Origin of the sequence: Prochlorococcus marinus str. MIT 9313 (genome assembly GCF_000011485.1) — a bacterium.
GTDB lineage: Bacteria > Cyanobacteriota > Cyanobacteriia > PCC-6307 > Cyanobiaceae > Prochlorococcus > Prochlorococcus marinus_D.
In genome coordinates, this window is the sequence record NC_005071.1 from 2,202,350 (window position 1) to 2,228,555 (window position 26,206).

24 protein-coding genes are annotated in these 26,206 nt (G+C 53.1%); 16 read left to right on the top strand and 8 right to left on the bottom strand.

Translation table 11 applies throughout. From position 1 onward, the window contains the following. Positions 1-47 precede the first annotated feature (47 nt). The 4 genes from rplK (at position 48) to rplL (ending at position 2,475) form a co-directional block, all read left to right on the top strand. Positions 48-473 carry a 50S ribosomal protein L11 gene (rplK, locus tag AKG35_RS11120; RefSeq protein ID WP_011131452.1) on the top strand — a complete coding sequence of 142 codons (426 nt, stop codon included), beginning with the start codon at positions 48-50 and terminating at the stop codon, positions 471-473. An 85-nt stretch (positions 474-558) separates the two neighbouring features. Then, positions 559-1,266 (top strand): 50S ribosomal protein L1, encoded by a 708-nt coding sequence (gene rplA, locus AKG35_RS11125; RefSeq protein WP_011131453.1) that lies wholly within the window; start codon positions 559-561, stop codon positions 1,264-1,266. A 236-nt stretch (positions 1,267-1,502) separates the two neighbouring features. Further along, on the top strand, positions 1,503-2,030 hold the full coding sequence (rplJ, locus tag AKG35_RS11130; protein WP_011131454.1) for a 50S ribosomal protein L10: 528 nt from the start codon (positions 1,503-1,505) through the stop codon (positions 2,028-2,030). A 49-nt stretch (positions 2,031-2,079) separates the two neighbouring features. Then, the gene (gene rplL, locus AKG35_RS11135) at positions 2,080-2,475 is read left to right on the top strand and encodes a 50S ribosomal protein L7/L12 (RefSeq protein ID WP_011131455.1); all 396 of its coding nucleotides are present in this window, start codon (positions 2,080-2,082) and stop codon (positions 2,473-2,475) included. Positions 2,476-2,756: 281 nt separating this feature from the next. On the opposite strand, the gene AKG35_RS11140 is transcribed toward rplL, so the two are convergent. Then, entirely contained in the window at positions 2,757-3,494 is a 738-nt protein-coding gene (locus tag AKG35_RS11140) for a DUF3747 domain-containing protein (protein WP_011131456.1), read from the bottom strand. A 61-nt stretch (positions 3,495-3,555) separates the two neighbouring features. Between AKG35_RS11140 and rnhA the strand changes: the two genes are divergently transcribed. From rnhA to AKG35_RS11170, 6 genes are all read left to right on the top strand, one after another. Further along, the gene (rnhA, locus tag AKG35_RS11145) at positions 3,556-4,329 is read left to right on the top strand and encodes a ribonuclease HI (RefSeq protein WP_011131457.1); all 774 of its coding nucleotides are present in this window, start codon (positions 3,556-3,558) and stop codon (positions 4,327-4,329) included. A gap of 11 nt (positions 4,330-4,340) precedes the next feature. Next, positions 4,341-5,519 (top strand): quinone-dependent dihydroorotate dehydrogenase, encoded by a 1,179-nt coding sequence (locus AKG35_RS11150; protein ID WP_011131458.1) that lies wholly within the window; start codon positions 4,341-4,343, stop codon positions 5,517-5,519. 38 nt (positions 5,520-5,557) lie between these two features. Continuing rightward, positions 5,558-6,556: a hypothetical protein gene (locus tag AKG35_RS11155; protein WP_157859977.1), complete on the top strand. Its 999-nt coding sequence runs from the start codon at positions 5,558-5,560 to the stop codon at positions 6,554-6,556. Continuing rightward, positions 6,556-7,254: a PilN domain-containing protein gene (locus tag AKG35_RS11160; RefSeq protein ID WP_011131460.1), complete on the top strand. Its 699-nt coding sequence runs from the start codon at positions 6,556-6,558 to the stop codon at positions 7,252-7,254. Before AKG35_RS11155 ends, AKG35_RS11160 begins: the two co-directional genes overlap by 1 nt. Beyond that, complete coding sequence (locus AKG35_RS11165) at positions 7,251-8,006, top strand: hypothetical protein (protein ID WP_011131461.1); 756 nt, start codon at positions 7,251-7,253, stop codon at positions 8,004-8,006. The genes AKG35_RS11160 and AKG35_RS11165 overlap by 4 nt, the downstream gene beginning before the upstream one ends. Before the next feature lie 76 nt (positions 8,007-8,082). Continuing rightward, complete coding sequence (locus AKG35_RS11170) at positions 8,083-10,407, top strand: type II and III secretion system protein (RefSeq protein WP_011131462.1); 2,325 nt, start codon at positions 8,083-8,085, stop codon at positions 10,405-10,407. A 34-nt stretch (positions 10,408-10,441) separates the two neighbouring features. Here the strand turns inward: AKG35_RS11170 and AKG35_RS11175 are convergent, their stop codons facing one another. Then, positions 10,442-11,251 carry a pentapeptide repeat-containing protein gene (locus AKG35_RS11175; protein WP_011131463.1) on the bottom strand — a complete coding sequence of 270 codons (810 nt, stop codon included), beginning with the start codon at positions 11,249-11,251 and terminating at the stop codon, positions 10,442-10,444. Positions 11,252-11,361: 110 nt separating this feature from the next. Here AKG35_RS11175 and AKG35_RS11180 point away from each other — a divergent pair, with 110 nt between their 5' ends. Beyond that, positions 11,362-12,444 (top strand): pyridoxal phosphate-dependent aminotransferase, encoded by a 1,083-nt coding sequence (locus tag AKG35_RS11180; RefSeq protein ID WP_011131464.1) that lies wholly within the window; start codon positions 11,362-11,364, stop codon positions 12,442-12,444. On the opposite strand, the gene murG is transcribed toward AKG35_RS11180, so the two are convergent. Next, complete coding sequence (murG, locus tag AKG35_RS11185) at positions 12,425-13,510, bottom strand: undecaprenyldiphospho-muramoylpentapeptide beta-N-acetylglucosaminyltransferase (protein WP_011131465.1); 1,086 nt, start codon at positions 13,508-13,510, stop codon at positions 12,425-12,427. The two genes, AKG35_RS11180 and murG, sit on opposite strands and share 20 nt — an antisense overlap. 119 nt (positions 13,511-13,629) lie before the next feature. Between murG and AKG35_RS11190 the strand changes: the two genes are divergently transcribed. Further along, entirely contained in the window at positions 13,630-14,313 is a 684-nt protein-coding gene (locus AKG35_RS11190) for a hypothetical protein (protein ID WP_052646243.1), read from the top strand. Between the two features lie 72 nt (positions 14,314-14,385). On the opposite strand, the gene AKG35_RS11195 is transcribed toward AKG35_RS11190, so the two are convergent. The 4 genes from AKG35_RS11195 to AKG35_RS11210 form a co-directional block, all read right to left on the bottom strand. Further along, a complete protein-coding gene (locus AKG35_RS11195; RefSeq protein ID WP_011131467.1) occupies positions 14,386-15,030 on the bottom strand; it encodes a DUF938 domain-containing protein in 645 nt (214 codons plus the stop codon). Next, positions 15,027-16,028 (bottom strand): DUF952 domain-containing protein, encoded by a 1,002-nt coding sequence (locus tag AKG35_RS11200; RefSeq protein WP_041384744.1) that lies wholly within the window; start codon positions 16,026-16,028, stop codon positions 15,027-15,029. The genes AKG35_RS11195 and AKG35_RS11200 overlap by 4 nt, the downstream gene beginning before the upstream one ends. 191 nt (positions 16,029-16,219) lie before the next feature. Further along, complete coding sequence (locus AKG35_RS11205) at positions 16,220-17,131, bottom strand: NAD(P)-dependent oxidoreductase (protein WP_041384746.1); 912 nt, start codon at positions 17,129-17,131, stop codon at positions 16,220-16,222. A 343-nt stretch (positions 17,132-17,474) separates the two neighbouring features. Further along, positions 17,475-18,680 (bottom strand): phosphoglycerate kinase, encoded by a 1,206-nt coding sequence (locus tag AKG35_RS11210; RefSeq protein WP_011131470.1) that lies wholly within the window; start codon positions 18,678-18,680, stop codon positions 17,475-17,477. A gap of 134 nt (positions 18,681-18,814) precedes the next feature. Here AKG35_RS11210 and AKG35_RS11215 point away from each other — a divergent pair, with 134 nt between their 5' ends. Genes AKG35_RS11215 through AKG35_RS11225 form a run of 3 tightly spaced genes read left to right on the top strand, consistent with a single transcriptional unit; the run spans position 18,815 to position 21,035 of the window. Then, positions 18,815-19,198 carry a universal stress protein gene (locus AKG35_RS11215; RefSeq protein WP_011131471.1) on the top strand — a complete coding sequence of 128 codons (384 nt, stop codon included), beginning with the start codon at positions 18,815-18,817 and terminating at the stop codon, positions 19,196-19,198. Beyond that, on the top strand, positions 19,195-20,064 hold the full coding sequence (gene ylqF / locus AKG35_RS11220; RefSeq protein ID WP_041384747.1) for a ribosome biogenesis GTPase YlqF: 870 nt from the start codon (positions 19,195-19,197) through the stop codon (positions 20,062-20,064). The genes AKG35_RS11215 and ylqF overlap by 4 nt, the downstream gene beginning before the upstream one ends. Further along, positions 20,061-21,035 (top strand): RluA family pseudouridine synthase, encoded by a 975-nt coding sequence (locus AKG35_RS11225; RefSeq protein WP_011131473.1) that lies wholly within the window; start codon positions 20,061-20,063, stop codon positions 21,033-21,035. Before ylqF ends, AKG35_RS11225 begins: the two co-directional genes overlap by 4 nt. 410 nt (positions 21,036-21,445) lie before the next feature. On the opposite strand, the gene AKG35_RS11230 is transcribed toward AKG35_RS11225, so the two are convergent. Further along, a complete protein-coding gene (locus AKG35_RS11230) occupies positions 21,446-23,077 on the bottom strand; it encodes an ABC transporter ATP-binding protein (protein WP_041384749.1) in 1,632 nt (543 codons plus the stop codon). 55 nt (positions 23,078-23,132) lie between these two features. Here AKG35_RS11230 and AKG35_RS11235 point away from each other — a divergent pair, with 55 nt between their 5' ends. After that, positions 23,133-25,463 (top strand): RelA/SpoT family protein, encoded by a 2,331-nt coding sequence (locus tag AKG35_RS11235; RefSeq protein WP_011131475.1) that lies wholly within the window; start codon positions 23,133-23,135, stop codon positions 25,461-25,463. Positions 25,464-26,206 lie beyond the last annotated feature (743 nt).

The window sequence follows — 26,206 nt, forward strand, 5'->3', positions numbered from 1 at the left end:
TTGTCCCAAGGGCCAGGTCATCCGCAATCGTTCAATCCCGCTCGTCCATGGCCAAGAAAGTTGTATCTGTGATCAAGCTGGCCCTTCAGGCTGGCAAAGCTAATCCTGCTCCGCCTGTGGGTCCTGCCCTTGGCCAGCATGGAGTCAACATCATGGCGTTTTGCAAGGAGTACAACGCTCGCACGCAGGACAAGGCCGGATTAGTGATTCCGGTAGAGATCTCGGTTTTTGAAGACCGTAGTTTCACATTCATTACCAAAACTCCCCCAGCATCAGTGCTGATCACGAAGGCTGCCGGGATCGAAAAAGGTTCTGGTGAGTCCGCCCATGGCAAGGTCGGCTCCTTAAGCCGTTCTCAGCTTGAAGAGATCGCCAAGACCAAGCTGCCTGATCTCAATTGCACCAGTATTGAATCAGCCATGCGCATCATTGAAGGTACTGCTCGCAACATGGGCGTTTCCATCAGCGACTGACACTGATGTAGCGTCCATCTTCAAGATTCATCTATTCACCATTTTCGGGGGAGACACGTTGTGTCGCCTGCACCCCACATCTGCCATGCCAAAACTGTCTAAACGTATTACTGGCCTTCTCGCCAAAGTTGAAGACCGTGTGTATCAGCCTCTTGAGGCCATTCAGCTCGTCAAAGAGAACGCCACAGCAAAGTTCGACGAAACCATCGAAGCCCACGTGCGCCTTGGGATTGATCCCAAATACACCGATCAACAGTTGCGAACCACTGTTGCTCTGCCTCAAGGTACGGGTCAGAGCGTGCGCATCGCTGTAATCAGCAGGGGTGAGAAATTAGCTGAGGCAAAGACAGCTGGGGCTGAGTTGGCTGGGGATGATGATTTGGTGGAAAGCATCGGCAAAGGCCAGATGGATTTCGATCTTTTGATCGCTACCCCTGACATGATGCCCAAGGTGGCCAAGCTGGGCAGAGTCCTAGGTCCCCGTGGCCTGATGCCAAACCCTAAGGCTGGAACAGTAACCACGGATTTAGCGGCTGCGATCAAGGAGTTCAAGGCCGGCAAGCTGGAATTCAGGGCTGATCGTGCTGGCATCGTGCATGTGCGTTTCGGCAAGGCAAGTTTTTCCGCAGACGCCCTGCTCGAGAATCTGAAGACCTTGCAGGAGACCATCGATCGCAATAAGCCAAGTGGTGCCAAGGGTCGCTATTGGAAGAGTCTGTACATCACCTCCACCATGGGTCCTTCAGTGGAAGTGGACGTAACTGCTCTTCAGGACCTCGAAGAAGACGCTTGACCTTGTTGCTGTAGGGTTGCCCCTTGGCGAAAGCCAACGGGCACGCGCCCGACCCAAGACAACAGGTTGCCATCTTTCAGTGATGCTTCATGCATCCTTTGAGGTTGTTTAAGTCCTGTCGAGGTAGATGCGAAGGTTTTTCCCTGTTGGGATTGGATCGACACGCGGCCTCTGCTCTTTTTTGAGCACTTGGCGAGTGCGTGTCTAGCTTGTTCACCCGATCCGATCCAATTCCTATGGGCCGCACTCTGGAGAGCAAGCAACAGATTGTCGAAGAGCTCAAGGGGCTTCTCGGCGAGGCCGAAATGGCACTGGTCCTGGATTATCAGGGTCTCTCCATTAAGGAAATGTCTGATCTGCGCACGCGTTTGCAGGCCAGCAACGGGGTGTGCAAGGTGACCAAAAACACCTTGATGCGCCACGCCATTAATGGGAATGGTGCCTGGTCAAATCTCGAATCCTTACTGACTGGTACCAACGCCTTCGTTCTGATCAAGGGCGATGTTGGCGGTGCTGTTAAGGCCGTACAGGCTTTTCAGAAGGACACTAAAAAATCCGAGACGAAGGGTGGTCTTTTCGAAGGCAAGCTCCTCTCACAGGGTGAGATCAAGGCTATTGGTGATCTTCCGACCAAGGAGGTTCTGATGGCGCAGATCGCAGGTTCCCTCAATGCCTTGGCTACCAAGGTTGCTGTGGGTATCAACGAGGTTCCTTCCGGCCTTGCCCGGGCACTTCATCAGCACGCCGAGAGTGGCGAGAGCTGAACGTCTTCGATTCGACTATTTCTCCCTGATCTGTTGCTTAATCCAAACCATGTCTAAAAAAACCGACGACATTCTTGACTCGCTAAAAACCCTTTCTTTGCTTGAGGCGTCTGAGCTGGTTAAGCAGATTGAGGATGCTTTTGGCGTCTCTGCCGCTGCTTCTGCAGGCGTTGTGGTGGCTGCTGGTGGTGCTGCTGGTGGTGGTGCTGCTGCTGAAGCTGCCGAAGAGCAAACCGAATTTGATGTTGTGCTTGAGAGTTTCGACGCTTCAGCCAAGATCAAGGTCCTTAAGGCCGTTCGTGAAGCCACCGGCCTCGGCCTGGGCGACGCTAAAGCCATGGTCGAAGCAGCTCCTAAGACCATCAAGGAAGGCATTGCTAAGAATGATGCTGAGGCTCTCAAGAAGGCCATCGAAGAGGTTGGCGGTAAGGTCAGCCTCAAGTGATTTGCCAGCGGATAGCGGCCTTCAGCTTGGTTGCTATGCATCCGTTTTTTTAACTCTTCACCGGTCCTTCGGGGCCGGTGTTTTTTTGCGTGGCAAATATGCAAAAAAAATCCCCGCCAAAGGCAGGGATTTTTAGGTGGGACAGAATCAGGAGTCTTGCCTTGTTTCGACCCTGAACTGTTGATTCGCACCCCTCACGATGTTAATGATATGAGGCAATTTTTAGAGTTACTAGTATTATGGGGCGCTACTTCAACTGTCCTCTCTGCAGTGGGCCTACGTCAGGGACGATAAGGAATCACAAGGAGTCGAATCGGGCCTTTACCATGGATGACGCTGTTTTTGGCTATTGAAATTGGGGGAGGGAGTGGTGCCTTGGGAGCGCCTAGTTGCTTGAAGGCGGAAGGTCCTTGATGAGCTGATGCTTTGGCAATTAACAGGTTCACAGGATCTGGATGAGCAAAGTAGACGTGGCTGAGTTTGCGTCCTTGGTATATGCGACGCTCCAGCTTCCAGCCGGGTTCCAAGTTTAATTTCACAAACGCATCACGATTGCGTTGAGGAAGTATTGCGCTGGCAACGGTAATTGGAACCGACCGCGCAGGATCGAGGGCTTTTAGTTCCAGACGATCTCGGCTTTGTTTGATGCGCAGCCGAAAGCTGTGAGCCACGTCTTCGCCGCTACTTCGCAAGGAATAGCCGTTGCTGTCTAAGTAACGATTGCAGATTCCTGCAAAGTTGAAGTTATTAAGGGTTGGGTTAACCAATCCGTCTGGACGGGTTTCCCAGCACAGTGGCAGAGGCTTGATTTGTTCGAGTACGAGCAGTTTCCAGCGATTTCCTCCCACTGCCTGAGCCAATACGACCAAACGTTCTTGGTTGAGAGGCTGACTGTTGAAAATCGTTTTGGAGATTGCTGGCAAGGTCGTCAGCAAAGTGAAGAAACCAAGACCTAAAACCAACAGCCTGTTGCCTGGCTTTCTCAATGCCATGAGCAGCTCGGGGTAGGTTCGCGACATAGCGTCTAATGACTAAGAACCAAGCGAACCGTGTTGTACCAAACAACAACAGACTTCTCAAATGGCTGATGGTCGTGGACGGGTTGTGGCTGCTGCCACTGATGGGGCTTGTAGTGGAAATCCTGGCCCTGGGGGCTGGGGGGCACTGCTGCGCTTTGAGGATGGGAGCGTGGAGGAGTTCGGAGGCTATGCGCCGGCCACGACCAACAACCGCATGGAACTTCAGGCGGCCCTTCATGTGCTGGAGCAGCTCAAAGAGCTTCCTTGTCACCCCGATTTAAAGATCCGTACCGACAGCAAATATTTAATTGATGGTTTGAGCAAATGGATGGCGGGATGGAAACGTAAGGGTTGGCGTACGGCGGCTGGCAAGCCTGTGCTGAATCAAGATCTCTGGCGAGCTCTAGACCGTGCTCGCTTGGATCATGTGCCCCTGGCTTATGTGAAAGGTCATAGCGGTGACCCAGACAATGAAAGGGTTGACCAAATCGCAGTGAGCTTTTCCAAAGGAGGTGGTACTCCAGCGTTGATGTCTGGACAGGGGTCAGCCTCTATTGCACTCGGTCTTGTTGAGCCGATCAAAGAAGCTGGAGATGGCGAAGATTTTGCCCCTTCTGATTTACAGCGGCTGCTAACAAGACTGGAGCTTGCTGATCGTTTCGCTGTGCGTGGCTATGGCCTCAGCCTGATTGAGGTGGCCCAATTGGTGGAGCAACCAATCGAGCAGCTTGCGAATAAGACTGCCCCCTGGCGTTGGCGCGATTGGCTATTGGAGCCTGTGGGGGAAAACCGCTGGCGATTGCACCGCTGCGCGGCAGGATCGGATCAGATCTGAGGAGGCCCAGGATGGCTGAGCCATCACCTGCAAAGGTGTACTCCACCGGTGGGTTGTATCGCCGTTGGCTGGGAGCAATACTCGCGAATGATCAGGGCTTAGATCCGGAACAGTTGACTCAAGCAGCATTGAGTGCCCTTAGCCAGACGTCCCTACGTAGAGATTGGCCAGGCGTATCAGCTGTCCTGGCAGCTATAGCGTTGGATTTGCAACGCCATGATCTGCGGCTTGAGCAAGTGTTGTTCGGCTGCCGATTTCTTAATCCTGTTGGACTGGCGGCTGGCTTTGACAAAAACGGAGTGGCGGCCAGTATCTGGGATCGCTTTGGATTTGGATTCGCCGAACTCGGCACTGTGACTTGGCATGGGCAGACCGGTAACCCTCGGCCCCGACTCTTTCGCCTTGCTGCTGAGCAGGCCGCTTTGAACCGGATGGGTTTCAACAACAACGGTGCTGAGGTAATGCGTCGCACTTTGGAGAAACAGGCTTTGCCTTCACCTGGCCAGCGTCCAGCTGTGCTGGGTCTCAACTTGGGCAAATCCAGGATCACGCCATTGGAGCAGGCCCCAGACGACTACGCCTTATCGCTTGAGTTGCTAGCACCATTGGCGGATTACGCCGTGATCAATGTCAGCTCTCCTAATACACCAGGCTTGCGTGATCTCCAGGATGCCAGCCAGTTAAGGCGTCTGGTGGAACGATTGCGCCGATTGCCAGGATGCCCGCCACTACTGGTGAAGATCGCTCCGGATCTCGAGGATGATGCCATTGATGGCCTGGCTCGCTTGGCTTATGAGGAGGGTTTGGCAGGTGTCATTGCTGTGAATACAAGCCTCGACAGATTCGGCCTCGACGGGCGGGTCCTTCCCAAAACGGGCCGCACCCTCGCGGAGGAGGCTGGTGGGCTCAGTGGAGCGCCTCTGCGTCAACGGGCCTTGGAGGTGCTGCGTCGGCTGCGGGCCACGGCAGGTCCAGCGTTGCCCTTGATCGGCGTGGGAGGCATCGACTCGCCAGAGGCTGCATGGGAGCGAATCAGTGCCGGAGCTTCACTTGTGCAGCTTTACACCGGTTGGATCTTTAAGGGTCCAGATTTGGTACCAAATATTTTGGATGGGCTGATCGGCCAGCTTGACCGCCATGGCTTCCGGCATGTGTCGGAGGCTGTCGGGAGCGGCGTGCCCTGGCAGTAGCCGATACCCTTCATCCAGAGCGGGGTTGCCTTTCCTTGGTGTTGGCTGGTCTACGCGAACGTTTTCCGCAGCTGGAACAGTTGCAGGCCATGGCGGAGCGGTGGCTTTTGCAACAACGGGTGCTGCTTGTTGTTGATGAGTCTGCTCTCGTGATGCTCTGGGAACAGGGGGAGAGATTGACTCTGCGACATGTACCCCTACCTCAGGACCTTTGTCGTGCAGGCATGCCGACCCAGCGTCAAGCTTTGGGTGAGTTGTTAGGGGACCTACTTCTGGATATCGGTCTTCTCGGAGGCCAGCTGGAGATGTTGTTGCCGATGGAGACCTGTCAATGGCGCTTGCTCTGCTGGCCCGATGGTGAACCAGAGGTGGATCAGGTAAAGGCCCTGCGAGAACTCAACCCTGAGCTGAATTGGCCATTGTCCTTATCGGAGTCTTATTGCGCTGTTTCATCAGTGCAGCTTGCTGGATCTTTGTCGACTCCAACGCCGCTGTCTTTAGCAGTTGTGACTGATCGGTTGATGGTGCATGCCTGGATTGATGTCGTCGAGGCGGCGGATCTGCCGCTCCTCAACCTTGAGTGGATGCTGACAGCTGCCTGGCGAGCTGTACGTGCGGCCAGCCAACACTTTGAAGGAGATCTAGCTTGGTTGTTGAAGCATCATGGACACTGGCGTTTGGTGCTATTACGCGGCGGTTTACCTGAGCTCGACCATGCTCTTTCGGCTTCGTTTGATGGTGACGATCTGTCGCAGGATTTTTTGCAGGAGCTTAATGAGGTTTTGCAAGCTTGGCGTTTGCACAGCGGCGGGGCGTCACCCCCTTTGGCATGGTGGATTACAGCCGCTGCTGTTGATCAGCAGCAACTTTGTTTAGCGTTGGAGTCTCTAGGTCAAGGTGAGTGCCTAAGCAAGCAAAAGCTTTGGGTGGTTGGTGAAGAGCAACCCACCCTTGAAGGGCCAGATCCTGAATTTTGGCAGGGTGACTGCGCAACTTTGGCTTGTTTAGCCCTAGCGGGCGCTTGGGAGCAGCGCTGATGGCTTCATTAACTAAGGCTGAGTTGAATCTGTTGCAAGAGCGTCGCCAAGAGTTGGGTCTGACGGCTCAGCCTGCTCTGATTCCTCAGGTGCGTTCCTTGCTTGCCAAGGGCCTGGGACTCGGTGGTCTGCTGGTGCTCGCTGTAGTGGCAGTGGCCGCTTGGTTGGCCTGGCAAGAAAGTCAGCAACAGGTTGAGCTTGATCGCTTGCAGCCACTAGAGCAACAATTGCGGCTGGATCAGACGCAACTGCAGCAGCTAAAGACACGTACAGCAGTCATACGTAAGGGAAACACCCAAATCGCTGAACAGTTGGTCGCGGTTCGAGCCAGCTCTGCACTGATGGAACAATTGCGCCGGCTGACGCCTCAAGGCATACAGCTAAAGGAGGTTGCGGTAAGAACTCAGCAGATCAACATTGTCGGTCAATCCTTGGGCGGTGGTTCTCCGGGGCCCTTTGAACGCATCAATGCATTGGTTCTGCAACTTTCGGCACTGCCGATGGTGAAACCTGATGGGGTGAAGGTCTTGAAAGTGGTGAGGGAGGGGGCTGGTGAGGATGGGGAATTCGTGCAATTCAGCGTCGATGTGACTTTGGATCCCAAGGCGAAGCCTTCTCTGCAGGAGTTGACTGAGTTGGGTGCGAGCGGTTTGGTAGAGCGCTATCGGCTGCTTGAGGAGCAGGGGGTAGCACCATGACCAATCTCAGCCAAGAGCGACCGAGCTGGCAACGCAAACTCACACGTGACCGTGTCTTAGTGGGAGTGCCGCTCGTGGTAGGCGGCATGGTGGCTTGCTCATTGGTCTTCACGGTTGTATCGCCTAGCTTGGTTCGATTGGGAGACCAGCAGAAACGTCTGGAACAACTGCTCAACCAAGAGGCCTCATTACCCTTGCTGCCTGGCCAGTTGAAGACAGCCACTGAACAGCTAGCAAAGGTTCAACAGCAGCAAGAAGTGTTGCTGAATCTGGTGGCAGGTAAGAACAAAATCCAAACCTTTTTGGCTCAATTGAGCCGCGAAGCCATGACGGCAGGGGTGGTTCTGGAGCTCTATGAACCTGTGTTAGTCGCCCCGTCACCATCGGCAGCTACCAGCCAAGAGCCTCCGGGAACGAAGTCGAATCCAGATGGCGAGGAGATCAGCCCTGAAAACCCACTGGCAGGCCGTGGTTACGAGAAAACAGCCGTGCTCCTTCAGGCCCGTGGACCTTTTATCGCCCTGCAGGGCTTTCTTAGAGGAATAGAAGCTTTGCAGCTCGTGGTCCAACCCAGTGATCTTGAGCTAACAGCACTCGACCCTCAGCAGGGGCCAGAAGATGACGTCGTAACAGGAGCAGCACTCACGCAGCTCAAGCTGAAACTAACCTTCTATGACAAAACATCCGTTCCTGCCAAGCAAGGGAAGCGCAGGATTCTTGATTCTGAGGAAGGATTCCCTCCTGAAGCCTGAAGCGCCCCTGGCTGGCAAGGAAATCGATCGATACCATCCGTGAAGATTGTGTGCCAGATCAACCCTGGGTCGCCGTATGTCTCGTTCCCAGCGACTGGTTCCTTTGCTTGCAGCTCTTGGTTTGTATGGCGCGTCGATAAGCGGTGGCTTGATGCTGCCGGCTGCAGTAAAGGCACAGAAGCAGGGGACGATGGAGCTGAAGTTGCGACGCTCGCAGGACAGCGTTGAAGTCATCATTGAAGGTGTGGGCCCACAGCCCGTTGTGCGGCAGCGACAGACTGGTCAGGACTGGGAAGGTCGATTGACTACCCAGGGCAAACCTGGTCTGCGACGCGGTCCACAGCAAGTATCGATGCCGCAACTGGGGCTGCAATCTGTGAGCCTTGCAGGATCAGGCGAGAGCTATCAATTAAATGTTGAAGGGGTGGCCGGCAGGCCGTTAATGGAACCATTGGTTAGTGCCGACGGCCGCAATTTGATCCTTAGCTTTCCTGGGTTGACGGCTCAGGCTAAGCAAACTGGACGATTGGATCTACGCACACCAGGGCGGGTGCCTCAGGCGTCTTATGTACCGCCTTTGCAACAACGTGCTGTAGCGCCTCCACTAGGAGATATGGCCGTGGGCACCATGGTGCTGAGTAACCGCAGTTTTGTGCAGGTGAGTGGTCCTTCAGTGACTCTGACCTTGAACAATGCTCCTGCGAAAGATGCCTTGATGTCTCTTGCTCGATTGGGAGGCTATGGATTCATTTTTGTAGGGGATGATTCAGAAAGTGGAAACACGACTGGAGTGGGCACATCAGCAGATGCTCCAGTCAATGGTGGGAATAAGAAGGTGTCGATGGCGTTTCAAAATGAGAGCTATGCCCGTGCCCTCAATGGGGTGCTGTTGGCATCAGGGTTACAGGGAAAGCTTGATGGCCGCACGTTGCTTGTTGGCAGTGCCGTTGCGAGTAAAACATTTGGGCCTCAGGTTTCGAAGGTATATCGGTTGAATCAAGCAAGTGCTGCTTCTGCGGCTGACTACTTGGCCAGCCTCGGAGCTGCGATCAGTAAGGTGAATATCGTCAGCATTACATCTGGCGAGGCATCATCCGCAGGGACATCTCAGCTCAGCAATGAGGTTTCACAAACGTCTTCTAAGACGACGAGTATTGAAACCTACGGAGCATCAGTTGGCCCTCTGAGGGGTCTTACAGGTACAACTGATTCTCGCTTGCAAACAATCACATTGGTAGGGGATTCTCAATTGGTTTCTGTGGCGGAGAGCTATCTCAAGCAGATCGATCTGCGCTCTAGGCAGGTGGCGTTATCAGTGAAGATTTTAGATGTTAATTTAAACAATAACAGCGAAATGGATAATAGCTTTTCGGTGCGGTTTGGAGATAATTTAATTGTTAATGATAATGGCGAATTACTAGCAGCATTCGGCAGTAATATGCCTGCCAATGAAGAGACTTTTAGCTCTGCACCAGTAGAAACTGAGAGTGGAGTTAGCACTACTACGACTCAGGTTATTGACTATGGTTTAATGTATTTTGTGGATGAGAAAGGTTTTTCTACAGGAATCATTGAGACTGATGATGAAGGAAAAACTGTAAAGGCAGAGGGGATGCAATACAACCCTGACGGTTCAGTCGCTACAAATGGCGGAAGAGGGCCAATTGTTTATGACGTTACTACGGCCGAGTCTTCAACAACTTCCGCTGCCGCAACAAGGACACCAAACCCAGCTTTAAATTACCCAGATCAAGCCTTTTATGATTTCCTGAGAGCACAAATTATATCGTCAAATACCAAGGTTATGGCCTCGCCAACTTTGATACTCTCGGAGAGCCCCGAATCTATTTCTGGAGAGATTGGACGCTCAAAAGCGAATGAAGCCCAGGTATCAATTGGCGATAAAATTATTACATCATACAAAATAGTCCAAGACGCCAATGGCAATGCTTATTGTGAGGCTGGTTTTGATAATGCCGGTTTAACTTTGGGTGCCATGGTTAGCAAGATTGATGACAATGGCTTCGTTACATTTACACTTGAGCCTGATCTTTCAGCTGTTGTGGGCCAGCCAATCAGCACTGGAGGCAAATGTGGGGACGTTCGAACTGTTAACTCAAGGCGCTTGGAAACGGGTGCCGTTCGCGTTCGTGATGGTCAAACATTGATTCTTACTGGTGTGATTAGTGATTCGGATACGGAGGTGGTCACAAAATGGCCAATTTTGGGAGATATACCTTTAATTGGGCAGTTCTTCAGGTCGTCGTCTGGATCGAGAAAGAAGAATGAGCTGGTGATCATGGTGACGCCTCGTATTATTAATGACGAGCGGGGGGGGACTTACGGCTATGGTTATCAACCTTCCACCAAAGCAACACGCAATTTAATTTATTCCCAGTAGTTCAACACAATTAATCGTCTTTCATTTTGTGCTTTTAAAAGGCGAGGGGTGATAAAAACTTGACTGCTATGGGTAGCAACTGTTGAAACAAACCAGTTGCACTGTTAAGTATCGAGCTACCAACTCCATTGCCTCCTCGTTGGGCTGGATCTTGTTTCACTTGTTCTGCACCGTCTCGTAGTTGTTTGGCAATTTCAGGTTGTTCTTGTTGTTCGTAGAGCTCAGCGGCGAAGGCAAAATCTCTTGAGGCCAATTCTCGTTTCGCTTGTTCGGCTCGAGTGATGCCGCGGGCAACCCATGTGATTGCTGCATCCGGTCGACGCATTAGGGCTTTATTGAAGTAGTCCTCTGCTTCTGGATAGCGACCTTGCAAAACTTCCTCCACACCAGCGTTATGGAGGGAGGCATAGTCGCTAGCCACTGCTTGCACTCCTTTGGCATCCTTCCAGTGACTACTAGACAATCCGTTTTCGTCCAGTTTTGCGCCACTGAGATCGGCTCCGATCAGATCAGTACCGGTGAGCGTGGCGCCTCTGAGATCGGCCCCACGTAATGAGGCATGGCGAAGGGTGGCAAAGCTCAGATCAGCCCCGTTTAGGTTGGCTCCATCAAGCTGAGCGCGACCGAGATCGGCTCTCTGCAACTTGGCCTTTTCAAGGTTGGCAGAACGCAGATCGGCATGCATCAGATCGGCATCCTCAAGACTGCAGCTCATGCAGGTGCCTGTCTCCAGTAGTTGAACGAGATGCTTGAAGTTGTTGTCAGCTCCACTGCGTTGAGCAATGCCAAGGATTGCAGTGCTGCCAACCAGGATCACCATGAAAGCGGTCAGACGACGGCGCATCGTTTGAGCGATTAGAAATTTGCTATGCCATTGCTTTCTATCGGCTTTTTTGAGCACGTCGACTCCCTCCCACTCGGCAGGATGGATTGTTGTTATGGGTCGCCATTGACTTGAGCTCCGCTCCCTCCCTTCACGGTGGCAATCGCATTGATGAGGCGCAACGGCTGGGTTGTCGTCCGGAGCAGCTTTTGGATGCCAGTGCCTCTTTGGTGCCTTTCCCTCCATCACGAGCTTTACAAGGGTGTTTAAGAAGGGCTCTAACTGACAACACGCTGAGGGATTATCCGGATCGCAGCCATCAGCGCTTGCGAGACGTGATCAGCAACTGGCATGGGGTTGATCCCCTGATGGTATTGCCGGGAAATGGCGCAGCGGAACTGTTCACCTGGGCCGCTCGTGATGCGGCGTCTGAGGGCGTGAGTGGCCTGCCTAGTCCAGGCTTTGCTGATTACGGCAGGGCTCTGAGGTGCTGGCAAGCCTGCCAGCAAGCTTTGCCACTGCCCCTCTCCTGGTCTGGTGAGATGCCTCAGCCTTTTCCGCTGCTATCGAATAGCGATGTTCTTTGGATTACCAATCCCCATAACCCTACTGGTCAGTTGTGGAGCAGAGCATCGCTTGAACCGTTGCTAGCGCGTTATCAGCTGGTTATCTGTGATGAAGCGTTTTTGCCATTGGTGCCCGATGGGGAGCGCCAGTCTCTTGTTTCGCTGGTGGTCAACCACCCCAATCTTGTGGTAATTCGCAGTTTGACAAAGTTGTTTGCCTTGGCCGGATTGCGTTTGGGTTATGCCATTGGCACGCCTGAGCGTTTACAACGTTGGCAGCAATGGCGAGATCCATGGCCTCTTAATGGGTTGGCGATTGCTGCAGGGATTGCATTGATGGCGGATCGTCCTGCCTTCGAGCGCTGGATAGCGCGGGTCCAGGGATGGGTTGCTCAGGAAGGTCTTTGGATGCAAACTCAACTGCGTTGCCTACCAGGGATCCGGTCTTATCCATCTGCCGCCAACTTCTTGTTGATTCGTGGCGATGTCTCCCTTGTGCCATTACGAGAGAGAATGGCTCATCGGCGCGTGCTGTTGCGTGACTGCCGCTCCTTTGCAGAACTTGGGGAGCGCTGGTTGCGCATTGGTTTGCAGCAGAGGTCAGCCAATCGCCGCATCCTTGCTGCGTTCAAAGCCCTGCTCCGATGAGTTGCTTCAGCAATGTCACCAGCAGCTGGTCTGCCTCACGCACTGCCAACTTCCTCATGCCTTGCTTCATGGGAATTAAAGGGTTGCTGGCAGCAGCGTTGCCGCGTAGGCGAGGTCCCATGAGTTGTTCCAGAGCATGACCAAGAGCCCGATGTTCGGCTGCATGTTGATGCACGATCACGGCAGCCCCAAGCGCAGCGGCGCAGGCTGCGTTGGCCTCTTGATGCTGGTCTGCCGCTTGGGGGAAGGGCACCAAGATGGCTGGGGTGCCACAGACGGCCAATTCACTCAGGCTGCCGGCGCCCGCACGGCTGATGGCGAGATCGGCATGTTGCAGCAAACCAGGCATCTCATGGCTGAAAGGCTGTTCCACCAGGTTGGGGTGATCGAGTTCTCCTACATCTGAATCGTTGTTGCCGGTGAGATGCACCACGCGACAACCGGCCTCCAGCAGCGATGGCAGTGCGCCTCGCACCATGCGGTTGAGTCCGACGGCCCCTTGACTACCACCAATCACCACCAGCAATGGGCCATCACCGCAAGGAACCCAACGCGGCAAGGGCTGTGGCGAAAGGAATGCCGAGCGCACCGGTGTTCCTGTGACCACAGCTTTGCTGCCTGGGATGCGCTTAGCAGCAACAGAGAGGCCTACAGCCACGACCTGGCAGAAGCGGCCCAATAAGCGCGTCACTCGTCCGGGGATGGCATTGGATTCGTGCAGCACCACAGGGATTCCGCACCAGCGAGCCGCCAAGATTGCTGGTGCGGCGATATAGCCCCCAGTCGTGAAAACAGTCTGGATGCCTTGCTTGCGCAGTAGCTTTCTGACCCGGCCAGTGGCAGCGAGTAATTGCAACAACTGCACCAACTTGCGCAGGCCGCGACCTTGTAGACCGCCGGCGCGCACAGTGGTCAGCTCATAGCGTTCTGGCACCAGTTGGGTTTCTAGGCGATCTGGCACTCCCAGCCAGCACACGCTCCAGGAGCCGGGCAAGGCTTCGGCAACAGCCAGTGCTGGAAAAAGATGGCCACCGGTGCCGCTTGCAGCAATCAGAAGCCTGGGCATGGCAATGGGCAGAGCATGAAGGTGCGGCCTAACTTATCGGCAGTGCCCTCAAGCCTCCAGTGCCTCATCTCAAGCCAATCGCTTTGGCCTCCAGTCTGCTGGCATTGTGTTCAGCGTTGATGCCATTGATTGGCAGGGCTGCAGATGCTGTGCCTCTCAGTAGCCGATTGCAACAGGCTCTCAATACACCTGGAGGTGAAGCCCTCAGAGGTCTGCTCGCAGACGAATATGCATCTGATCTGGAAAATCGTTTTCGCATTTTCTCTGCCAAGTTTCCTGATGCCCGTTGGTCTGTTCGTCCTGCCGAACCTTTAAAGAATGGACAGCCGACCTTTGCAGTTGAAGTGCGTGGTCGTCGTGAAGCGGAAAGCCTTAGCTATGCCCTTGAGGCCAACCAACGCTTGGCATTCCTCACTGAAGGCAAACTGATCACTGGTGAAGAAGTGATCAGCGAGCAATCGATCCTGCGTAGCGCCAGCAAACCTTTGCCGATCAGCCTGTTGATTCCTGATGCTGTGCTCACAGGTAGTCGTTATGACGTTGACGTGATCTTTGATCAGCCCTTGGGCCATGCGATGGTTGCCGGTGGCTTGATTGCTCTTACGCCTGCACAGGTGAGTCTCCAAAGCACTCCTGATATCCAGCTGGCACCGATGCATGGTGGTGGAATCTTTAAATCAGTGCAGGCCCCATTCACGCCCGGCAGCCAAACATGGGCAGCGATGTTGGTGCATCCTGATGGCGTGATCACAGTGACCAAGCGTGTGCGGGTGGTAAGCCATGAAGACGAACTGATCCCTTGAGTTTTGTTTGGCGTAAATCTTCTTCATTGCCGTCAGCGGTAGAGATGGGATGTCTTGATTGGCGTGATCCAGTCATGATTGCCTAGGCGTGAAGATCAAGGAGAGGTTGTTGGCAGGCATTTCAATCACCTCATTCAACAAGAGGCCTACAGTGACACCAAGACGTTCTACATCTTCGAGTTCACGCACTCCCCAACTTGGATCTTGCGTGCGCAGATAATCATCAAATCTGGCATTACTTTCACTCGTGTGAAGACCATTGCGCTTGTATGGCCCATAGAGAATTAGTGGTGCAGAGTTGCCCAGTAATTGAGCAGCTTCTTGGACTAAAGATTCACAACAATTCCAAGGAGAAATATGAATCATATTGATGCAAATAACCCCGCAAAGCTGATCAGTTAATCCATCAGGAAGTTGCCAGGGGCGCGCTTTAACATCGATCTTGAGGGGTGGGGGCATGGTCTGTTCAAGCTGCTCAAAATGGATCCAAGCATTGATGCTGCGAAGATGCATTGGATCAATGTCGCTGGTATGCCAAATGAGCTTTGGGAACAGTTTTTGAAAAGCAACGGCATGTTCGCCACTGCCACTTGCAAGTTCCAACACTCTGCCATCGCTCGGCAGCGCCTTGCTCAGAACAGCAGCAATTGCATCACGGTTCCTCTCTGTCGCGGCAAAGTGAAGACGATCTTGATAGGCATCAACGCGTTCATTCATGGATAAGTTTCCACAAGTTCTACAGCGCTCAAAGGCAGCGCTCCAAAAAGATGAGGGAAAAGTTCTCCTGCTGATGAGGGTTCGGCTCGTAGCGGCATTGACAGTTGCTCTGGATTTAATTTCAAGCTAAGCACTTGGCCTCGATCACGATAAAATTGATGATAAGTAGACTCAAGTTGATGCTGATAACTCAAATGAATAAATCCAATCTCTTTGAGCTTTAATCCACGAGTAGAAAATTGATAAACGCCTTGAGTGCATGCGTCTTGCCAGTCTTCAATCAAAGCCAAGTGAAACAATGGTTGATCTGTTTTGACTAAACTTGAATCAGCAGGGAAGGTCTGCGGATGATGTTCTGGCAGCCAAGGCTTGACTGGTGTCATCAGCCTTCCAAACAGTGGATGTTGCAGAAAATCTTGCAGCCATCTTTTGATGGCTTGAAGATCTTGATCGCAATCAAAGCTTGATGGATCAGCGAGACGGTATTGACGCACAAAAGGCCATAGAGCCCAGTCTGCCAAGCTCTGAGATTCTCCAATTAAGCAACCATAGAAATCACTTGATTCTTGTTGTACCAGTCGCGCATTCCATTCTACAAGAATATTTCTAGCCATATTGTGATGTTCTTCGGCATCTTCTCCTTTAAACCTGCAAGCATATTTAAAACGATCTAAATGATATTTAAAAGGGCCATCATTCTGTTCAATAAGCTGCTGAATTGTTTTTTGTTCTCCGGTTTTTCCGCTGCGTAGCCCATCAAAAGGGTCAGCTTGCTGAAGAGCCCAGTGCATGATATCAATGCTTTCGTCAATCACTGTCCCGTCTGCAGCAATCAGAACTGGCACGGTTCCTTTTTGAGAAGCCTGCAGCAGCTCTAGCGGCTTATTATTTAAGGCCACTTCTCGCAAGTTCACCAAAAGACCAGAAGCCAAAAGAGCCCATCGAGCTCTCATTGCATAAGGGCAGCGACGGAAGCTATACAACAATGGATTCGACATCAAGCTCAAGGTGAGGATGACTTAATTGGCTCTAAACCCTGTCATTTTCACCACTATAGTGCGTGAGTTTCTAGGTTAATATTTTGCGCCTAAAGTCGTTATATTCAATAGACTTGCGTTGATCTTAATGAAACAACTAACCTTCAATTGCAGCAGTAATGAACAACTTGTTCAGCCTATCGAAGGCTCGATCAGAATGGCTGAGATTCTGCCTGTTGCTGATCAAACCACCGCCTCAGCACTGAGACATCTTCCTCGCTATGGCCGTGTTCAATCAGGTTTGCCTCCATGGATTTCACTTGGCTTGTGATTGGCAGTTGTAGTCCCGCGCGTTCTGCCGTTTCAAGGGCAATGCCGAGATCCTTGTGATGTAAAGCCAGCTTGAAGCCGAGCGGATAGTGATCTTCCAGCATCGCTGTTGATCGGTGCTTGAGGGCCCATGAGCCTGCGGCACCATGCTGTAAGGCTGTGATCACCTCCTGCATAGGGAGACCCAACTGCTGCCCTAGCGCGATTGCTTCTGCTAATGCGGCATAGCTACCGGCCACCAGCACTTGGTTGAGCGCCTTCACCTGCTGGCCCCGTCCCACCGAACCGAAGTGATGAATGCGCTCACCGATCACTTCCAGCAGTGGCTGCACCCTTGCCAGAGCTTGTTTGTTGCCACCCACTAGAACGGTAAGAGTTCCGGCTCTGGCCCCTTCAGTGCCTCCGGTCACCGGTGCATCCAGATAGGTCACCCCTTGATCAGCAAGTCGCTCAGCCATGCTTATCGACGTTGCTGGGGTGATCGTCGAAAAATCCACCACAACGGCGCCGGAGCTGAGCATAGAAGCTGCTCCCTGAGAACCAAAAAGAACCTCTTCTACTGCTTCATCATCGCTAACGCAGATCAGTAGAGCCTGGCTGTCTGCTGCAGCTTCTGCTGGTGAGCTACAGGAACGGCTACCTTGCAAAGCCAAATTCTGTTCAGCCGCACGACTGCGGCTGTGAACCTTCAGCTCATAGCCCGCAGCCAGCAGATTGGCAGCCATTGGTAAACCCAATGCGCCGAGGCCAACAAAGGCAAGGCTCGACCTTGGGCTTAGCTGCGCTTTGCTCATGTTTGTCAGTAGAGCTGCTTCGATTTTTACTGCTTCAGCTCAACATTGGTAGTTGCTTCAAACCTGCAACCTGAGGATCTTGCCTCGTGATGCTCGACGAGTTTGACCTACAAGAATTTGCAGGTTTGCACTCGGGCAGCTCAAAGCTCGCAAGGCGCTGAATCGTCTAGCCAATTGCAATCTCCTTCGCTGTTAATACGCCTTGCGATTGCTGGGATGAAAGTTCGCTGATAGATCGGTATTCCGCCGGAAGTTTGCTCGAGAGCTCTTATCAGAGCTAATGAATGCCGGGGCCATTGCAGTGATGCAAGCAATGGCCCGATAAGACAAGCGAGGTCTTTGCTTAGGCGTCGTCGAGAGCGGCGACACCTGGCAACACCTTGCCTTCCAGCAGCTCAAGGCTGGCGCCACCACCGGTGGAGATGTGGGACATCTTCTCGGCGAGGCCGGCCTTCTCAACAGCAGCTACGGAGTCACCACCACCAATAATTGTGCAGCAACCCTTGCCACTGAGGTCCGCCAAGGTTGTGGCGATGGCGTTGGTGCCGGCGGCAAACTTATCGAACTCGAACACGCCCATGGGGCCGTTCCAGATCACGGTTTGGCAGTCAGCCAGTGCGTCTTGGAAGAGATTGATTGAGTCGGGGCCAATGTCCAGTCCCATCCAACCATCGGGAATGGCGTCGATGGATACGGTCTGGCTATTGGCGGCGGGGGCGAAGTCATCGGCTAGCACAACGTCAGTGGGCAGAAGCAGTTGAACCCCCTTGGCCTTCGCCTTGGCCTCTAGCTCCTTGGCCAGCTCTAACTTGTCTTCTTCCACCAGGCTCTTGCCGACTGAAAGGCCACGCGCTTTGTAGAACGTGAAGATCATGCCGCCGCCGATCAGCACCTTGTCGCACTTGTCGATCAAGGCTTCCAACACGCCGATCTTGCTGCTGACCTTGGACCCACCCACGATCGCTGCAAGGGGTCGCTTCGGGTCGTCGATGGCACCTTGCAGGTATTGCAGTTCCTTCTCCATCAGGTGGCCTGCCACACTGGGGTTGAGGAATTTGGTGACCCCTTCTGTAGAGGCGTGGGCGCGGTGTGCAGCACCGAAGGCGTCATTGACATAAGCGTCAGCAAGTGCTGCGAGCTTTTGGGCGAAGTTGGCGTCGTTTTTTTCTTCTTCTGAGAAAAAGCGCACATTCTCGAGCAGTACGACATCTCCATCGGCCATGGCATTAACCTTTGCTTCGGCGTCGCTACCAACGCAGCTTTCGGTTTTTGTCACGTTTTTACCCAGCAGTTCGCTGAGGCGTTTTGCTACTGGTGTGAGCCGCATTCCTTCGTTGATTTGACCCTTTGGTCGGCCAAAGTGGGCTGAGAGGATCACCCGAGCACCTTTGTCGATCAGGTCATTGATGGTGGGCAGGGCGGCGCGGATGCGGGTGTCATCGGTAATGGCGCCGTTCTCGTTGAGAGGCACGTTGAAATCAACCCGAACCAGCACACGCTTACTGCGTAGGTCCGCTGCGCTGAGATTGGACAGTGAACGCTTCGCCATGGGGGTTGTGCCGTACGGTAAGAAAAACCCGCTGACATTAACCCGTGTTTTGTTTGGCTGGTTGGCTTGATGGGCCGGCGCACTGATCTGGTTGGCGCTAAGACAAGATTGAAGCAAGCATTTAGTTCAAACACATGTTTGAAACCGTTCTCTTCCCGATTGATCAGAGCCGGGAAGCGATGGAAACAGCCAGCAAGGCTTTAGAACTGGCTAGAAGCCATAACAGCCGTTTGATCATCCTGTCTGTGGTCCAGGCTGAGCGGCCTGAAATGCATGATCCTGAGGCTGTAGCAGTTCTGTTGAAACGGGCTCGAGAGCAAGTCAAGCAGGCTGGGATTGCTTGTGAAGTGTTGGAGAGAGAAGGTAAGCCTGCGTTCGTGATCTGCGATGTGGCTGATGAATTAAATGTGGATGTGATCGTGATGGGCACACGCGGTGTCAATTTGGATGGCGATAGCGAGAGCACAGCAGCCCGGGTGATCCAGTTGGCCCCTTGTCCGGTGCTGGTAGTGCCGTGAGCACTCCAACAATTCAGTGGTATCCAGGCCACATCGCTAAAGCGGAACAACAACTCAGCAAGAATCTCGACAAAATTGACCTTGTCATTGAGGTGCGGGATGCTCGCATCCCGATAGCCACTGCTCATCCGCAGCTGCAGCGATGGATTAAGGGCAAGCAGCATTTACTAGTGATCAACCGCCGCGACATGATTTCCTCTGCGGCTCGACAATCTTGGGATCGTTGGTTCCGTGACCAAGCCCAAACCCCATGGTGGTGTGATGCCAAGGCTGGCACAGGTGTTAAGCAGGTTCAACAAGCAGCCATACGAGCTGGGGATCAGCTCAATCAACGCCGCCGCTCCCGTGGTATGCGACCACGCCCTGTAAGGGCCCTCACTTTGGGGTTCCCCAATGTGGGCAAGTCCGCCCTGATCAATCGTTTGGTCCGTCAGAAAGTTGTGGAGAGTGCTCGTCGCGCTGGCGTGACCCGCACCCTGCGCTGGGTGCGCTTGGGTCAAGACCTTGACTTACTTGATGCCCCCGGCGTTTTGCCACCCCGCCTCGATGACCAACAGGCGGCTTTGCATCTCGCCCTTTGCGATGACATCGGCCAAGCCGCCTATGACGTTGAGTTGGTGGCCCTCGCGTTGCTGGAGACACTGACTGTGTTGGAGAAGCAGGCGGCGGCTGGGGTGGTTGCAGGAATCCTTAAGCAGCGTTACGGCATCAACTTGGCCGGTGATCAAGCTGATGCCCATGCTTGGTTGATGACTGTTGCCGAACGCCACACCTCGGGTGATACAGAGCGAATGGCCCAAAGGCTTTTAGATGACTTTCGCCGAGCACTGTTGGGGCCGATCGCACTGGAGTTGCCGTTGCCATGACATTGGACGAACGGACATTGGCGTTCGGGAAAGGTGAGGGTGAATTGCTGAAGCTGCACTACCCCAAACCCTTGCCGATGCGACTGGATCGTTGGCTTGTGAGCCAGCGATCGGAGCAGAGCCGTTCACACATCCAAAAATTTATTGAGGCTGGTCTTGTACGGGTGAACGGCATCACCGGGCGAGCTAAGACTCCTTTGCGTCAAGGCGATGAGGTGGAATTGTGGATGCCACCGCCGGAACCGCTGCCCTATCTGCAGCCGGAGGAGATGCCGCTGGATGTGCTGTTTGAAGATAGACATCTGATCGTGATCAACAAACCTGCGGGCCTCACAGTGCATCCAGCTCCAGGCAATCGCAACGGCACGTTAGTGAATGGTCTTTTGCATCATTGCTCGGACCTACCTGGCATCAGTGGCAAGTTGCGACCAGGCATTGTGCATCGTCTCGATAAAGACACCACTGGCTGCATCGTGATTGCCAAGAGTCAGGAGGCATTGGTGAAACTGCAGGAACAGATTCAGAAACGCATTGCATCGCGCAACTATTTGGCTGTCGTGCATGGCGCTCCTTCTGGCGACCAAGGCACGATCGTGGCAGCGATTGGTCGCCATCCGGTGGATCGCAAAAAATATGCCGTGGTCACTGAAGACGGAGGCCGTCATGCTTGCACCCATTGGACGTTGGTTGAACGATTAGCTGACTATTCCTTGCTGCGTTTCAAGCTTGATACGGGGCGCACCCATCAGATTCGTGTTCATTGCGCTCACATTGGTCATCCAATAGTTGGTGATCCCATTTACAGCCGCTGCCGCAAATTGCCGATGGATTTACCTGGCCAGATCCTTCACGCAGTGCAGCTTGGCTTAGATCATCCACTCACCCGTGAGCGGATGATCTTTGAGGCACCTTTACCAGATCTATTTGAGAAGCTTTTGACAGTGTTGCGTCGACGAACAGGCACAACCTAAGTCTTGAATGGTGCGAGATGATTGCAAAGGATTTCATCTGGAATGATTGCATCTACTCCAGACTCAAAAGATTTTAGTTTTATTTGATGACTTCATATCAAAGGCAACAAGCTGCTATTCACTTGATTTTTGGCTTTTTCTGCTTTCATTAGACCAATGCCAAGCACGTCTTCAAGCTGTTCTATTGTGATCACTGTAAATTGATCTGTTTACTCAGATAGTCGCTGCCTGCCTCAAGTGTTAACTCAAAAAAAATCTTTTTTCATGCTATCAATTCCTGCACTTTTGGCAATACTGTTGACGGAAACCAATTGAGAGCAAACACATGCCAGAACGCCTAAATTGTATGTTCAGTCTTTAATTTTGGAGATAATACTCTAGCTCGAAAGGCGTTATTTAAGGACTTATCGTTATTTTGGCATGCCTTTAATGCATTGTTTTGGCAGTCTCGGGCAGGCTTCTACGAGTATGCGGGTAATCGCTGCTTGGGGTTTCTGCAGGAGCTGATCGCCGGGTCCTTCCTCAACAATTTGCCCATGGTCGAGCACGATCACTCTGTGGCAGAAACCACTGGCAACGGAGAGGTCGTGGGTAATGAACAGCATCGCGAGCCCCAATTCTTTCTGAAGCTGACGCAATAGAGCCAACACCTCAGATTGAATTTCCGCGTCCAACATGCTGACGCTCTCATCGCAAATCAGCACCTTCGGTTTTAAGGCCAGGGCTCGGGCAATGGCGACGCGTTGTTGCTGGCCGCCAGAGAGCTGGCGAGGCAGTCGGTTTTGATAGTCCTCTGCTGGGCTGAGGCCCACCTGCTCAAGTAACTTTCGCCCGTTTTGCCTTGCTTCAGCTCGGCTTGCCATTCCATGGATGAGCAGTGGGTCGGCGATGGCTTCTGCGATCGTCATTTTTGGATTGAGGCAGGCGAGGGGGTCTTGAAAAACCATCTGCAAGGCCTGACGAGCTTGCCTTAATGGCTGTCCTTGCAGGCTGAGCAGGTTGTGGCCTTGGAGATGCACCTGCCCACCCCGGATCGGCGTAAGACCCATGAGAGCCCGACAGAGGGTGCTTTTGCCGCAGCCAGATGCTCCAACCACACCAAGGCTCTCGCCAGCACGGATGTGGAAGCTCACTCCATCAACAGCTTTGAGCCAGGTCGGTGCCCAGGGCCAGCCTCCCAGAGCATGCCAACAGCGCAAAGCATTGACTTCTAGAACAACCGCAGCGGTATGCGAGCAAGTTGGAGTGCTTCCGCCTTCACGCGCCTTGGCGGCACCCACCAGCCGAGTGCCGATGGCTGAGCGGGGATGAGAAAGCAGCTCTTCGCTCCGGCCCTCTTCCACCATGCGCCCCCCATCGAGAATGGCCATGCGCTCGCACCAGTGAGCTGCCATCGCCAAGTCATGGCTGATCAGCATCAGAGCACTGCCGAGCTCCTCGCAGAGGTTGCTGAGTTCGGCCATAACCTGACCAGCCACGGCGACATCAAGGCTGGTGGTGGGCTCATCGGCGATCACTAGAGGGGGATTGAGGGCGATTGCTAGAGCAATGGACAGCCGCTGACGCATGCCACCACTGAATTCATGGGGGTAAGCGCGGAACCGGTTCGCCCCGATTCCCACTCGCTCCAGGAGTTCCTCGGCCCGCTGCTCTCGCCAGCTGGGGGTGGCTTCTGGTTGATGGGCGTTGAGAGTGTCAAGCAAATGCTTTCCCACCGTCATCAACGGATTAAGGCGGGTCATTGGATCCTGAAAAACCAGACCTACCGCTTCACCACGCAGTTGCCGCAATCGCTTCTGTTGCAATGGTCTTGGATCTTGACCGGTCAGTAGCACCCCCCCCTGGCAAATGCTGCCAGGCGGAAGTAGATGCAGTACGGCTTTGGCCACGGTGCTCTTGCCGCAGCCTGAAGGGCCCACCAGGGCGAGTCTCTCTCCTGACTTGATGCTTAGGTTCAGTCCATCCAGTGTCCAATCAGCGCTGCGGGGATAGCGCATGCGCAGTTGGCTGAGCTCGAGTACCTGCTCTGAAGAGCTGGGCATCGTTAGTAGCACGGAGTCTTGAGACTGAATACCATGGATTGATCCGCTGGGTCGGATGCCCAACGTCACCACTGCCCCAAAGTCAACACAGGCCAATGCTGGCTGTGGTTCAGAGGTGTGTGGTTTACCCGAGATCAGGACACATCCGTTCAGCAGTGTTGATGACTACGGCATTGCCTTGCCGGAATGGTTGAAAGACTGTATTAAGCACATTCCTCCTGGGCTTGGGCAGAGTTGCCCAATCGATTCAGAAGCCCTGCTTGCAGCAGCTTTTGATTTGGCCTTTCAGCTACATGAGGGGCAATTTCGAGCCAGTGGTGACCCATATATCGTTCACCCCGTGGCAGTCGCTGATCTGTTGCGGGATATCGGCGCTAGCGCCAGCGTGATCGCTGCAGGTTTCCTTCACGATGTGGTGGAAGACACCGATTTAACCCCAGAGCAACTGGAAGATTATTTCGGCGCTGAAGTACGGGAACTGGTGGAAGGCGTCACCAAACTGGGGGGGATTAATTTCACGAACCACACTGAGGCTCAAGCTGAGAACTTGCGCAAAATGTTTCTGGCAATGGCCAGCGACATCCGCGTGGTGCTGGTGAAATTGGCCGATAGGCTTCACAACATGCGCACGCTTGGCTCATTGCAGGCTGATAAGCAGCAGCGCATTGCTCGTGAAACCCGCGAGATATATGCACCTCTAGCCAATCGCCTCGGCATTGGTCGCTTCAAATGGGAACTCGAGGATTTGGCCTTCAAGCTTCTTGAACCTGAGGCTTTCCGAGAGATTCAGCAAGAGGTGGCTACCAAGCGCAGTGAACGGGAGAACCGTCTGGCGAACACGGTTGAACTGTTAACCGAACGACTGGCCTCTGCGGGGCTTGATACTTGTGAAGTGAGTGGGCGACCAAAGCATCTCTATGGCATCTGGAGCAAGATGCAGCGCCAACAAAAAGCCTTCCATGAGATCTTCGATGTAGCGGCTTTGCGGATTATCGCTCCCAGTGTGGAGACGTGTTACCGCGCCTTGGCTGTCGTGCATGACACCTTCCGGCCTATTCCCGGACGTTTCAAGGATTACATCGGTTTACCAAAGCCCAATGGCTATCAATCGCTACATACGGCGGTGATCGGCAAGCATCGGCCCATTGAGGTGCAGATTCGTACTCCAGGGATGCATCGTGTGTCTGAATTCGGCATTGCAGCTCATTGGGAGTACAAAGAAGGTGGATCCCCAGCGGCCGCTAATAAGGAGCGGTTTAATTGGCTTCGTCAGCTGGTGGAGTGGCAACAAGAAGGAGGCAATGATGACCACAACGACTACCTGGCTTCGATCAAAGAAGACTTGTTTGATGAGGAGGTGTTTGTATTTACTCCTAAAGGCGATGTAGTGGGCTTGCGCAAAGACTCAACAGTTGTTGATTTCGCCTATCGGATTCATTCAGAGGTTGGCAACCATTGCCATGGTGCGCGCATTAATGATCGTCTTTGTCCATTGTCTACCTCATTACAGAACGGTGATTTCGTGCAAGTTCTCACCAGCAAAACAGCGCATCCAAGCCTCGACTGGCTGAACTTTGTGGCTACTCCCACAGCCCGTAATCGCATCCGTCAGTGGTATAAGCGCAGCCACCGTAATGAAACGATCCAACGGGGGAAAGACCTGTTGGAGCGTGAACTTGGTCGCAATGGTTTTGATGCGCTACTCAATAGTGAAGCGATGACACGCGTAGCAGAGCGCTGCAACTTGACGGTTACAGAGGATTTGCTGGCGGCGCTTGGTTTTGGAGCCTTGACATTGCAGCAAGTGCTGAATCGTTTGCGAGAAGAAATCCGTCTTCAGACTATCGAGCCTGAGCAACCACTTAGCAATGTCAATGTTGCCAAACGGCTTGTGGCTCAAGTGGAGTCGAGCCCAGCCAGGCTGCCTACTTCTGATGGCGTACCGATCCTTGGCGTGGAGGGCCTTGATTACCGCCTGGGCGGCTGTTGTAGTCCGCTGCCAGGAGAAGCGATCCTTGGCACGGTTGCTCTTGGTAATCACGGCATCACAATTCACCGGCAGGATTGCGTCAATATTGGCTCGGTCCCCAGTGAAAGACGATTGCCGGTGCGCTGGAATCAAGGTGCCTTCATCGAAAACGAGCGATTCCCGGTGCAGTTGCGCATTGAAGTGATTGACCGGGTGGGAATCCTGAAAGACATCCTGATGCGTCTTTCCGATAACCACATCAATGTGAGCGATGCCAGGGTGAAAACGTCCTATGGCAAACCCGCCTGCATTGATTTGCGGGTTGAGCTCAACAGTGCTGCTCAGCTGGTCTCAATGATGGATCAGATTCGCTCGATGGCCGATGTTCTCGATATCGCCCGCACTGGCTTGAGCTAGGGGAGAACGATATAAGCTGGTAAAAGCCTACTGGGATGTCTCTTAGTGGCTATGCCTTTATTGAGTGAGTTTTGTCTATACGTCTACTGCCATGAGGCATCTCTGCCATATAAGCCACTATTTCGTATCGCGCCATTCCATTATAGGTCTAGCTGCATGCCCTTTCTACATAGCCGTTCCCCTGCGTTGCTGTTTCAGGACCTCTGGCGGCTTGACGGATCTATTCCTTGCCTCATGGTTGATGGGTGGTCTCTACATGCTGTTTCCTAAAGCATGACTGCAGGCAATACAGCGCTCATGGAGAAGAATGGGGATTGTTATCTATACGGCGATTGCTCTGATATCTCAATGAATTCAGAACAATGGAATCGTAGGTGATGCCTTAATCAGTCAACTTAACCTTAGATCTTCTTGCAATCGCTCACGTTGATTCTGCTTGCTATAGGGTCAGGCCCTCATAGCAAATGTCAAGATTATCTTACCGAGTAGATGTACGCTTAACGAATAGATTTCTACGATCACTAAGCGACCTTACTCTGTTCACCATTTTAGCCACTGGCTCTATTAAAGATAATCGCAGGATAACCACATTACCCAATAATTAGAGCCATCCTAATTACTGAGGGTGGGGCGGGCGTGGAATTGTAAGGTTTAGCCGATGAATCCCTGGCCCATTCTGTGGCACTAGAATCATGTCAAAGATCAATTGATTGACACAAAGCCTTCCGCGAACCCTGTCAACA

Coding starts and splice junctions, on each gene's coding strand:
- AKG35_RS11160 (WP_011131460.1), top strand. CDS start 6,556: ATGGCTTCATTAACTAAGGCTGAGTTGAATCTGTTGCAAGAGCGTCGC.
- AKG35_RS11210 (WP_011131470.1), bottom strand. CDS start 18,680: ATGGCGAAGCGTTCACTGTCCAATCTCAGCGCAGCGGACCTACGCAGT.
- AKG35_RS11195 (WP_011131467.1), bottom strand. CDS start 15,030: ATGAATGAACGCGTTGATGCCTATCAAGATCGTCTTCACTTTGCCGCG.
- AKG35_RS11165 (WP_011131461.1), top strand. CDS start 7,251: ATGACCAATCTCAGCCAAGAGCGACCGAGCTGGCAACGCAAACTCACA.
- AKG35_RS11175 (WP_011131463.1), bottom strand. CDS start 11,251: ATGCGCCGTCGTCTGACCGCTTTCATGGTGATCCTGGTTGGCAGCACT.
- AKG35_RS11215 (WP_011131471.1), top strand. CDS start 18,815: ATGTTTGAAACCGTTCTCTTCCCGATTGATCAGAGCCGGGAAGCGATG.
- rnhA (WP_011131457.1), top strand. CDS start 3,556: ATGGCTGATGGTCGTGGACGGGTTGTGGCTGCTGCCACTGATGGGGCT.
- AKG35_RS11170 (WP_011131462.1), top strand. CDS start 8,083: ATGTCTCGTTCCCAGCGACTGGTTCCTTTGCTTGCAGCTCTTGGTTTG.
- AKG35_RS11140 (WP_011131456.1), bottom strand. CDS start 3,494: ATGTCGCGAACCTACCCCGAGCTGCTCATGGCATTGAGAAAGCCAGGC.
- AKG35_RS11225 (WP_011131473.1), top strand. CDS start 20,061: ATGACATTGGACGAACGGACATTGGCGTTCGGGAAAGGTGAGGGTGAA.
- rplL (WP_011131455.1), top strand. CDS start 2,080: ATGTCTAAAAAAACCGACGACATTCTTGACTCGCTAAAAACCCTTTCT.
- AKG35_RS11235 (WP_011131475.1), top strand. CDS start 23,133: ATGCCCAACGTCACCACTGCCCCAAAGTCAACACAGGCCAATGCTGGC.
- rplJ (WP_011131454.1), top strand. CDS start 1,503: ATGGGCCGCACTCTGGAGAGCAAGCAACAGATTGTCGAAGAGCTCAAG.
- AKG35_RS11205 (WP_041384746.1), bottom strand. CDS start 17,131: ATGAGCAAAGCGCAGCTAAGCCCAAGGTCGAGCCTTGCCTTTGTTGGC.
- rplA (WP_011131453.1), top strand. CDS start 559: ATGCCAAAACTGTCTAAACGTATTACTGGCCTTCTCGCCAAAGTTGAA.
- rplK (WP_011131452.1), top strand. CDS start 48: ATGGCCAAGAAAGTTGTATCTGTGATCAAGCTGGCCCTTCAGGCTGGC.
- AKG35_RS11150 (WP_011131458.1), top strand. CDS start 4,341: ATGGCTGAGCCATCACCTGCAAAGGTGTACTCCACCGGTGGGTTGTAT.
- AKG35_RS11190 (WP_052646243.1), top strand. CDS start 13,630: ATGCCATTGATTGGCAGGGCTGCAGATGCTGTGCCTCTCAGTAGCCGA.
- AKG35_RS11230 (WP_041384749.1), bottom strand. CDS start 23,077: ATGCCCAGCTCTTCAGAGCAGGTACTCGAGCTCAGCCAACTGCGCATG.
- murG (WP_011131465.1), bottom strand. CDS start 13,510: ATGCCCAGGCTTCTGATTGCTGCAAGCGGCACCGGTGGCCATCTTTTT.
- AKG35_RS11200 (WP_041384744.1), bottom strand. CDS start 16,028: ATGTCGAATCCATTGTTGTATAGCTTCCGTCGCTGCCCTTATGCAATG.